The 8,972-nt window shown below is 68.1% G+C and carries 7 protein-coding genes; 2 read left to right on the top strand and 5 right to left on the bottom strand.

The window, feature by feature from the left end; all coding sequences use genetic code 11:
- Positions 1-8: 8 nt before the first annotated feature.
- The gene (locus tag AC1DOC_RS08585) at positions 9-1,793 is read right to left on the bottom strand and encodes a TRAP transporter large permease (RefSeq protein ID WP_478129665.1); all 1,785 of its coding nucleotides are present in this window, start codon (positions 1,791-1,793) and stop codon (positions 9-11) included.
- Between the two features lie 13 nt (positions 1,794-1,806).
- Complete coding sequence (locus AC1DOC_RS08580; protein ID WP_478129664.1) at positions 1,807-2,403, bottom strand: TRAP transporter small permease subunit; 597 nt, start codon at positions 2,401-2,403, stop codon at positions 1,807-1,809.
- Between the two features lie 198 nt (positions 2,404-2,601).
- On the opposite strand from AC1DOC_RS08580, the gene AC1DOC_RS08575 reads away from it, so the two are divergent.
- Positions 2,602-3,894 (top strand): SUMF1/EgtB/PvdO family nonheme iron enzyme, encoded by a 1,293-nt coding sequence (locus tag AC1DOC_RS08575; RefSeq protein WP_436043056.1) that lies wholly within the window; start codon positions 2,602-2,604, stop codon positions 3,892-3,894.
- An 18-nt stretch (positions 3,895-3,912) separates the two neighbouring features.
- On the opposite strand, the gene AC1DOC_RS08570 is transcribed toward AC1DOC_RS08575, so the two are convergent.
- From AC1DOC_RS08570 to aptA, 3 genes are all read right to left on the bottom strand, one after another.
- On the bottom strand, positions 3,913-5,364 hold the full coding sequence (locus AC1DOC_RS08570; protein WP_478080593.1) for an MFS transporter: 1,452 nt from the start codon (positions 5,362-5,364) through the stop codon (positions 3,913-3,915).
- A 36-nt stretch (positions 5,365-5,400) separates the two neighbouring features.
- Positions 5,401-6,510, bottom strand: a complete 1,110-nt coding sequence (locus tag AC1DOC_RS08565; RefSeq protein ID WP_436043060.1) for a substrate-binding domain-containing protein — start codon at positions 6,508-6,510, stop codon at positions 5,401-5,403.
- Between the two features lie 66 nt (positions 6,511-6,576).
- The gene (aptA, locus tag AC1DOC_RS08560) at positions 6,577-7,932 is read right to left on the bottom strand and encodes an omega-aminotransferase AptA (RefSeq protein WP_478129663.1); all 1,356 of its coding nucleotides are present in this window, start codon (positions 7,930-7,932) and stop codon (positions 6,577-6,579) included.
- A gap of 107 nt (positions 7,933-8,039) precedes the next feature.
- Here aptA and AC1DOC_RS08555 point away from each other — a divergent pair.
- Positions 8,040-8,972, top strand: a 933-nt coding sequence (locus tag AC1DOC_RS08555) for a LysR family transcriptional regulator (protein ID WP_478129662.1), incomplete at its 3' end; no start/stop codon positions are given.

The raw sequence follows: 8,972 nt of genomic DNA, 5'->3' as shown, positions 1-8,972 counted from the left end.
TCTTCGAACTACTTCTTGCCCGCGTCCCGGTCCAGCTGTTCCTGCATGGCCTTCATCGGGTCTTCTTCCGCGCCCGCAGGTGCTTCGCCGCCGGCCGGTGCCGAGGCGCCGGGTGCCGGCTCGGGAGCGGGCTGGGAGTCGTCCTTCGGCATGTTGGCCTGCATCTCGGCGCCGATCTTGTCGAGGTCGACCGCCACCTCCTTGTCGAGCCCGCTCGAGACGATGGCCGGGAACGCGATGATCAGGCCGACCATGATGATCTGGATCAGCACGAAGGGCACCGCCCCCCAGTAGATCTGCATGGTGGTGACGGGCTCGATGCGTTCGTTCGTGACCTTGTCGTTGTAGGCCTTGGTCGGCGCCACGCTGCGCAGGTAGAACAGCGCGAAGCCGAAAGGCGGATGCATGAACGAGGTCTGCATGTTCACAGCCAGCAGCACGCCGAACCAGATCAGGTCGATGCCGAGCTTGTGCGCCACGGGTGCCAGGAGCGGCACCACGATGAACGAGAGCTCGAAGAAGTCCAGGAAGAACGCCAGGAAGAAGATCAGCACGTTCACCAGGATCAGGAAGCCGAGCTGGCCGCCGGGCATGCCGGTCAGCAGGTGCTCGACCCAGCGCGGTCCGTCCACGCCCTGGAACACCAGGCTGRAGATGGTCGAGCCGATCAGGATGAACACCACGAAGCACGACAGCTTGGTGGTGGTGTTGAGCGCCTGCTTGAGCAGGCTCATGCTGAGCCGTCCGCGCACCATGGCCATGATGAAGGCGCCCAGGGCACCCATGGCGCCGCCTTCGGTGGGGGTGGCCACGCCGAGGAAAATCGTGCCCAGCACCAGGAAGATCAGCAGCAGCGGCGGGATCAGCACGAAGGTCACGCGCTCGGCAATGCGCGACAGCAGCCGCAGCCGCAGCAGGCGGTTGGCCACCGCGATCAGGAAGGCCAGCATCACGCCGACGCACATCGACACCACGATGGTTTCGTCAGTGGCCACGCTGGTCACGGGCTGGCCGGTCCACCAGGTGTGGACGTCGGCAATGTGCTCGGCAAAGAACACGGCCGCCGCGGTGGCAACGGTGGTCAGCACCAGCAGCGAGGGCAGGCCGCTGCTGCCGCTCGGCTCGCGGAAGGTGCGTGCCTCGAGCGGCAGGGCCGGAACCCACTTGGGCTTGAAGATGGCCAGCAGGATCACGTAGCCCGCGTACATGGCCGTGAGCATGAAGCCCGGCACGAACGCGCCCTTGTACATGTCTCCCACGCTGCGGCCGAGCTGGTCGGCCATGATGATCAGCACCAGCGAAGGCGGAATGATCTGCGCCAGCGTGCCCGAGGCCGCGATCACGCCCGAGGCGATGCGCCGGTCATAGCCGTAGCGCAGCATGATCGGCAGCGAGATCAGGCCCATCGAGATGACCGAGGCCGCCACCACGCCGGTGGTGGCCGCAAGCAGCGCACCCACGAAGATCACGGCCAGCGCGAGGCCGCCGCGCACGGGGCCGAAGAGCTGGCCGATCGAGTCGAGCAGGTCTTCGGCCATGCCGCTTCGCTCGAGGATCAGCCCCATGAGCGTGAAGAACGGAATGGCCAGCAGCGTGTCGTTCTGCATGATGCCGAACACCCGCAGCGGCAGCGCCTGCAGCAGCGCCTCGGGCAGGAGGCCGAGCTCCACGCCGACGAAGCCGAAGAACAGGCCGCAGGCGCCGAGGCTGAATGCCACCGGAAAGCCGAACAGCAGGAACACGATCAGCCCCGCGAACATGATCGGGGCGAAGTTTTGCGTAATGAATTCCATGGGGTGCTACCGCTCAGCCTTTGGCGTTGGATTCGGCGAGCCGGCGGATCGACTCGGCCAGTTCTTCTTCGGCGGTCTTTTCGTCGCGCTTCTGCGTGGGATCATCGATGCGGCCCTGCAGGAACGCGATGCGCTTGATGAGTTCGGACCAGCCCTGGAGCATCAGCAGCGAGAAGCCCAGCGGGATCATGGCGTAGATCGGCCAGCGGATCAGGCCGCCGGCGTTGTTCGACATCTCGCCCGAGCGATAGCCCTGCAGGAAGAACGGAATGCCATACCAGAGGATGGCCAGGCAGACCGGCGTGAGGAAGAAGCTGAAGCCGATGATGTCGACCCAGATCTGGCCGCGCTTGGACAGGCGGCTGAGGATCACGTCGATCTTCACGTGCTCCTGGTTCAGGAGGGTGTAGCCCGCGGCAATCAGGAAGGATGCGGCGAACAGGTACCACTGCACTTCGAGATAGGCGTTGGAGCTGACGTTGAACACCYTCCGGACCACGGCATTGACGCCGCTGATCACGGTGGATGCAAGGATGAGCCAGATCACGTACTTGCCGATCTGGCCATTGAGCCAATCGACCGCGCGCGAAAATCTGAGCAGGAAATTCATGCTCTTCTCCAGAGAGGAAATGGATGCTTGGATGCAGAAGCGGGCCGGGCTCCGCCGGCGGGCGGCGGTCCGGGGGCTTTCGGCGGACGCGCGATTTTATCGGCGCGCAAAGCCGTTTTCGGACGGGCACGGGCGGTGTATTCCCGTAGGCGCGGCCGCCATGCGCCGCACTGGTGCRCCGGCTCGCGATAATGAAACATGCCCTCGTCGTCGCCGCCTCCGCTGCCCACGGGCTTGCCGCACTCCATCGACTCGCCCGACATGCAGCGCGCCGGCCGCGAGCTGCTCTCGCTGGCCCTGATCGATGCGCGCAACCACACGCTTCATCTGCTCTCGCTCTACGAAGAGGCACTGGGCTCGCCCGCGCTCGCGGTGGAGCGCACGGGCGATGCGGGCGTGGTGCCGCCGCTCTGGCTGGCCGGGCACATCGGCTGGTTTGCCGAATGGTGGATCGGGCGCAACACCCAGCGTGCCTTCGGCGCCGATTGCCCGGTTCGGCCGACCCGGCTGGCCGCCATCGAACCCGCGGCCGACGACTGGTGGAACCCGGCTCAGGTTTCGCCCGCGCAGCGCTGGTCGCCCGGCCTGCCGGACCTCGCCCAGACCAAGGCCTACCTGCTCGAAACGCTGGAGAGCACGCTCGAACTGCTCGAGCATGCGGCCGAGACCGATCCGGGGCTTTACTTCTACCGCCTCGCGCTCTTCCATGAAGACCTGCGCGGCGAGCAGTTCATCGTGATGGCGCAGACGCTGGGGCTGCCTTTGGGCATCGATCCGATGCCCACGGCCGTCACGCGCGAGCCGCTGCTGCTGCCGGCCACGCAATGGGAGCTCGGCCTGCCCGAGGGCTGCGGCTTCGCCTTCGCGCAGGAGCAGGGTGCGCACCGCGTCGAGGTGCCCGAATTCGAGATCGACGCCCAGCCCGTGACCTGGAGCCAGTTCATCGAATTCGTCGACGAGGGCGGCTACGACCGCGAGGAGCTCTGGCATCCGCAGGGCTGGCGCTGGCTCGCCTCGCAGATCGAAGGGCGCCGCGGGCCGCGCCATATCGAGCAGATCGGCGTCGCGCGCAACGGCACCGGCGGCTCGGTGCTGCAGCACCGTTTTGGTGCCACGGTGCGTGCGGCCGGCCACCACAGCGCGGTGCACCTGAGCTGGTGGGAGGCCGATGCCTGGGCGCGCTGGGCCGGCCGGCGCATCGCGACCGAGGTCGAATGGGAGATTGCGGCGCACACGGCGGCGCGGCGCGGATTCCGCTGGGCCGACGTGCACGAGTGGACCGCGGGCACGCTGCGGCCCTGGCCCGGCTTTCGCGCCGATCCCTGGAGCGCGGGCAGCGAGTTCGATCCCGTGCCTGCATTCGGCGAGGCGCGCGTGCTGCGCGGCGCTTCGTTCGCGACCCGCTCGCGCCTGCGTTCGCCGCGGCGCCGCAGCTTTGCATTGCCCGGGCGCGACGATGGTTTCTTCGGCTTCAGGACCTGTGCACTTTGAGCCTGCGCCGGGGCCTGCCTAGTCGCCGATCCCGGTGCTCCCGATCTCCGACGACAGCGGCGGCGCCACTTCCTCGAGCGGCTTGCACTCCGCATCGGCCGCATAGCGCAGCGCGAGCAGTCCCGCAACGATGACCAGCGTGGCGCCGATCGCGTAGCCCACCATCACCGCGCCGCGGCTGCCGGTCTCGATCAGCACGCCGAACAGCACCGGCGCCACGAAGCCGCCCGCGCCCATGCCGATGGCGTAGAAGATCGCGATGGCCATGGCGCGCATCTCGAGCGGGAACACTTCGCTGACCGTGAGGTAGGCCGAGCTCGCCGCGGCCGAGGCCAGGAAGAACACCGCCGACCAGCACAGCGCCTGGCTGCGCGCGTCGAGCCAGCCCATCATGAAGGCCCAGCCGGTGAACGCGAGCCCGACGCCCGCGAGCACGTAGGTCAGCGCGATCATCTTGCGCCGCCCCACGCTGTCGAACAGCGGGCCCAGCAGCAGCGGCCCGAGCACATTGCCAAGCGCGAACGGAAAGATGTAGAGCGCCACGTTGTCCTCGGCCACGCCGTAGAAGCGCGTGAGCACCAGCGCATAGGTGAAGAAGATCGCGTTGTAGAAGAAGGCCTGCGAAACCATCAGCGCCACCGCGACCACGCTGCGCGCGCGGTAGCGGCGCAGCAGCACGTGCGTCACCTCGCGCATCGACGGGCTGCGGTGGCGCCCGCCGCCGTAGGCCACGCGGCCCTCGGCCAGCGCCAGCGGGCCGTGCTGCGCGCGGACTTCGGCCTCGATGGTCTCGACGATGCGCAGCGCCTCGTCGGCGCGGCCATGCGCCATCAGCCAGCGCGGGCTTTCGGGCACGTGGCGCCGCACCAGCAGGATGGCCACCGCCAGCACCGCGCCCAGCGCGAAACCCGCGCGCCAGCCCCACACCGGACCGATCACGCGCGCATCGAGCAGCACCAGGCTGAGCCCGGCTCCCAGCGCCGCGCCGATCCAGAAGCTGCCGTTGATCGCGAGGTTGACGCGGCCGCGCACGCGCGCCGGAATGAGCTCGTCGATGGCGGAATTGATGGCCGCATATTCGCCGCCGATGCCCAGGCCCGTGATGAAGCGGCACAGCGCAAAGAAAGCGAAGTCCGGCGAGAACGCGGTGGCCAGCGTGCCCAGGGTGTAGACCACCAGCGTGACCAGGAACAGCTTCTTGCGCCCGAGCCGGTCGGTCAGGCGGCCGAAGAGCAGGGCGCCGATCACCGCGCCCGCGATGTAGATCGAGCCCGACCAGCCGATCTCGCCGGCGCTGAGCCCGAGTGTGTCGGGCCGCTCGAGCACGGCGCCGATCGAGCCGACAAGCGTCACCTCGAGGCCGTCGAGCACCCAGGCCACGCCGAGCGCGACCACCACGCGCCAGTGCCAGCGCGACCACGGCAGGCGGTCGAGACGGGCGGGAATATCGCTATGCACCGCAGCTGTCATGGGCACAACCTTAACCCATGTGCCCGGACCGCCTCTTCAATGCCCGTGAGCCTTCTTCTCGCGCGCGAAGGTCCACCACGGCAGCAGCGCGCGCAGCGACTGCACCTCGCCGCTGGCCGCAGCCTCGTAGCCGGGCAGCGTCTCCAGCAGGTGCTGCCAGCTTGCGCTCTGCAGCACCGCCACCAGCGCCTGCATGGCGGGCTGGTCGAGTGCCGACTTGAGGCAGGCCAGGTGGTAGCGCTCCCGCACCAGCGGCACGAAGTCGAGCCCCTCGGCGTGCGCGGCCGATTCGAGCCCGAGCCCCGCATCGGCCTGCCCGGACGCCACGGCATGCGCGACCGCCGCATGCGAGGTTTCGCAGCGTTCGTAGCCCGCGAGCGCTGAGGCGTCGAGCCCGGCTTCTGCCAGCAGTTCGTCCAGCAGCAGGCGCGTGCCGGTGCCGATGGCCCGGTTGACGTAGCGCGCGCGCAGCCGCGCCGCGTCGGCCAGCGAGCGCAGGTTGAGCGGGTTGCCCGGCGCCACGAGCAGGCCCTGCGTGCGCCGCGCGAATCCGATCAGCTTGTGCTGACCCGGCTTGAGCAGCGGCTGGTAGGTGCGCTGCGCCAGCGAGCCGCGCGGCGGATGCTCCATCGTGTGGAAGCCCGCCATCACGCAGCGGCCCTGGTTGAGCGCGCGGATTGCATCGACGCTGCCGGTGAAGTGGATGTCCAGGTGCAGCTGCGCGGTGCCCGCCGCATGCGTGCGCAGCAGCGCGAGCGCGTCGTCGTGGCTCGCCTGCAGGCTCAGCACATGGGTGCGGTCATCGAAGGCGAGGGCGAAGGCGCGCTCCAGTTCGGCATGCAGCGCCTCGATTTGCGGTGCGAGCCGGGCCTGGGCCTGGCGCTCGGCCCACAGCAGCTTGTCGCCGAATTCGGAGAGCTGCGCGCGCTGGCCCTGCTCGCCCTGTATCAGCGGATGGCCGAGCGCCTGCTCCCAGTGCTTGAGCTCGCCCCACACATGGCGGTAGGACAGGTCGAGCGCGCGCGACGCGGCCGAGATGGAGCCGTGCTCGCGCACCGCCTGCAGGATCTGCATCAGCGGATTGCGGATCTGCCGCGATCCGCTGCGGCGGGGCCGGATCGCGTAGGAAAGGTCGATCTGTTGCACGAGGGCGGGCGAGGAAATGGAGGCCGGCTCATTATGCAGAGCCGTCCATTGCCCGCCCGCCGTGCGTCAGGCCGTTTCGGCCAGCGCGTCGCCCAGCGCGTTGACGAGGCGGTCGATCTCCGCCTTCTCGGAAATGAAGGGCGGCGCGAGCTGGATCGTGTCGCCGCCGTAGCGCACGTAGAAGCCCTTCTTCCAGCAGTTCATCGCGATCTCGTACGGCCGGCGTGCCGGCTCGCCCGGCAGCGCGGCAATCGTCAGGCCCGCGGCCAGGCCGTAGTTGCGGATGTCCGTCACGTGCTTGCTGCCCTTGAGGCTGTGCACCGCGTTCTCGAAGTGCGGCGCGAGCGCCTGCACGCGGCCGATCATGTCTTCCTTCTGCAGCACGTCGAGCGCCGCGATGCCGGCGGCGCAGGCCACCGGGTGCGCGCCGTAGGTGTAGCCGTGCGGGAATTCGAGCATGTAGTCGGGGCCGCCCGCCGCCATGAAGGTGTCGTAGATCTCCTTGCTGGCGATCACCGCGCCCAGCGGCTGCGCGCCGTTGGTCACCTGCTTGGCGATGTTCATGATGTCGGGCGTCACGCCGAAGGCATCGGCGCCCGTGAGCGCGCCGCAGCGGCCGAAGCCGGTGATGACCTCGTCGAAGATCAGGAGGATGTTGTTGGCCGTGCAGATGTCGCGCAGGYGCTTCAGGTAGCCCTTGGGCGGGATCACCACGCCGGCCGAGCCCGCGAAGGGCTCCACGATCACGGCCGCGATGTTCGAGGCGTCGTGCAGCGCGATCAGGTCGAGCAGGCGGTCGGCCAGCTCGGCGCCGTTCTCGGACATGCCGCGCGTGAAGGCGTTGGCCGCGATCTGCGTGTGCGGCAGGTGGTCCGCTTCCACGGCCTGGCCGAACAGCTTGCGGTTGGCCGCGATGCCGCCCACCGAGATGCCGCCGAAGTTGACGCCGTGGTAGCCCTTCTCGCGGCCGATCAGGCGCGTCTTGCTGGCAAGGCCCTTGGTGCGCCAGTAGGCGCGCGCCATCTTGAGCGAAGTGTCGGCCGCTTCGGAGCCCGAGCCGGTGAAGAACACGTAGTCCAGGCCCGCGGGCGTGAGCTCCTTGATCCTGTTGGCCAGCTCGAACGAGAGCGGATGGCCGAACTGGAAGGCGGGCGAGTAGTCGAGCTTGGCAATCTGGCGGCTCACCGCTTCRGTGATTTCAGGGCGGCCGTGGCCGAGGCCCGAGCACCACAGGCCCGAGAGGCCGTCGAAGATCTTGCGGCCGTCGCCATCGGTGAAGTAGGCGCCCTTGGCCTCCACGATCATGCGCGGATCGGCCTTGAAGTTGCGGTTGCCGGTGTAGGGCATCCAGTGCGCGTCGAGCCAGGCGGCGTCGGTGCGCAGGGCGGGCGTCGGTTCGATGGCGGGCGTTGCAAGGGTCATGGCGCTTCCCGCGCAAGCGGGCTCCAAAAGGGTGATGAGGTGTGCCGATTGTTGGCAGAGCCTTCAGTGTGGAGAATGGCGCAATATCAATGTTCACTTGACACATCATGCAAGTAAAGGCGAAAGCCCAAAACAGTGCCCGCAATCGCGCCGTGCTGGGGCAGCTCAGCGACATGGACCTGCGCCTGCTCAAGGTGTTCAAGAGCGTGGTCGACTGCGGCGGCATGGCGGCGGCCGAGCTGGAGCTGAACATCGGCACCTCCACCGTGAGCCGGCATGTGAAGGACCTGGAAACGAGGCTCGGCCTGGTGCTGTGCCGGCGCGGCCGCGCGGGCTTCGCGCTCACGGCCGAGGGCCAGCGCGTGTACGACGAGACGCTGCGCCTGCTGGCCTCGGTCGATGCCTTTCGCGGCAGCATCGACGACATCCACAACCGCATGGGCGGCCAGCTCGACGTGGCGCTGTTCGACAAGACGGCGACCAATCCGAAGGCGCGCATCGGCGATGCCATTGCGCGCTTCACCGAACTTGCGCCGGAGGTGAACCTGGCGGTGCATGTGGGTTCGATCAACGCCATCGAGCAGGGCGTGCTGGAAGGCAATTTCCAGATCGGCATCATCCCGGCGCACCGGGCCTCGAAGAGCCTGGTCTACGCCGACTTATTCGACGAGACGATGCTGCTTTACTGCGGCAAGGGACATCCGCTCTTCGAGAGCAACAACGCAAAGCTCACGTGGGCCAGGCTGCGTGAGCATCACTTCGCGGGCCTGGGCTACCACTCGCCCAACATGGAACTGAGCCATCGCGCCAAGCTCTCGCGCAAGGCGACGGGCTTCGACCAGGAAGCGATTGCCACGCTGATTCTTTCGGGGCGCTTTCTCGGTTTTTTGCCTGACCACTACGCGCAGGTGTTCGAGGAGCGCGGGCTCATGAAGCCCGTGCTGCCGGCGCGGTTCAACTACGCGTGCCGGTTCGTGAGTTTGCTGCGCCGGTCGCCCAAGCCGTCACGGGCGGTGCTGGCGTTTCAGGAGTGTCTGGAG

Source organism: Variovorax sp. 01T439_2, from assembly GCF_056398445.1.
Note: the sequence above shows the minus strand (reverse complement) of the source record. Positions and strands in the feature narration are given on the sequence as shown.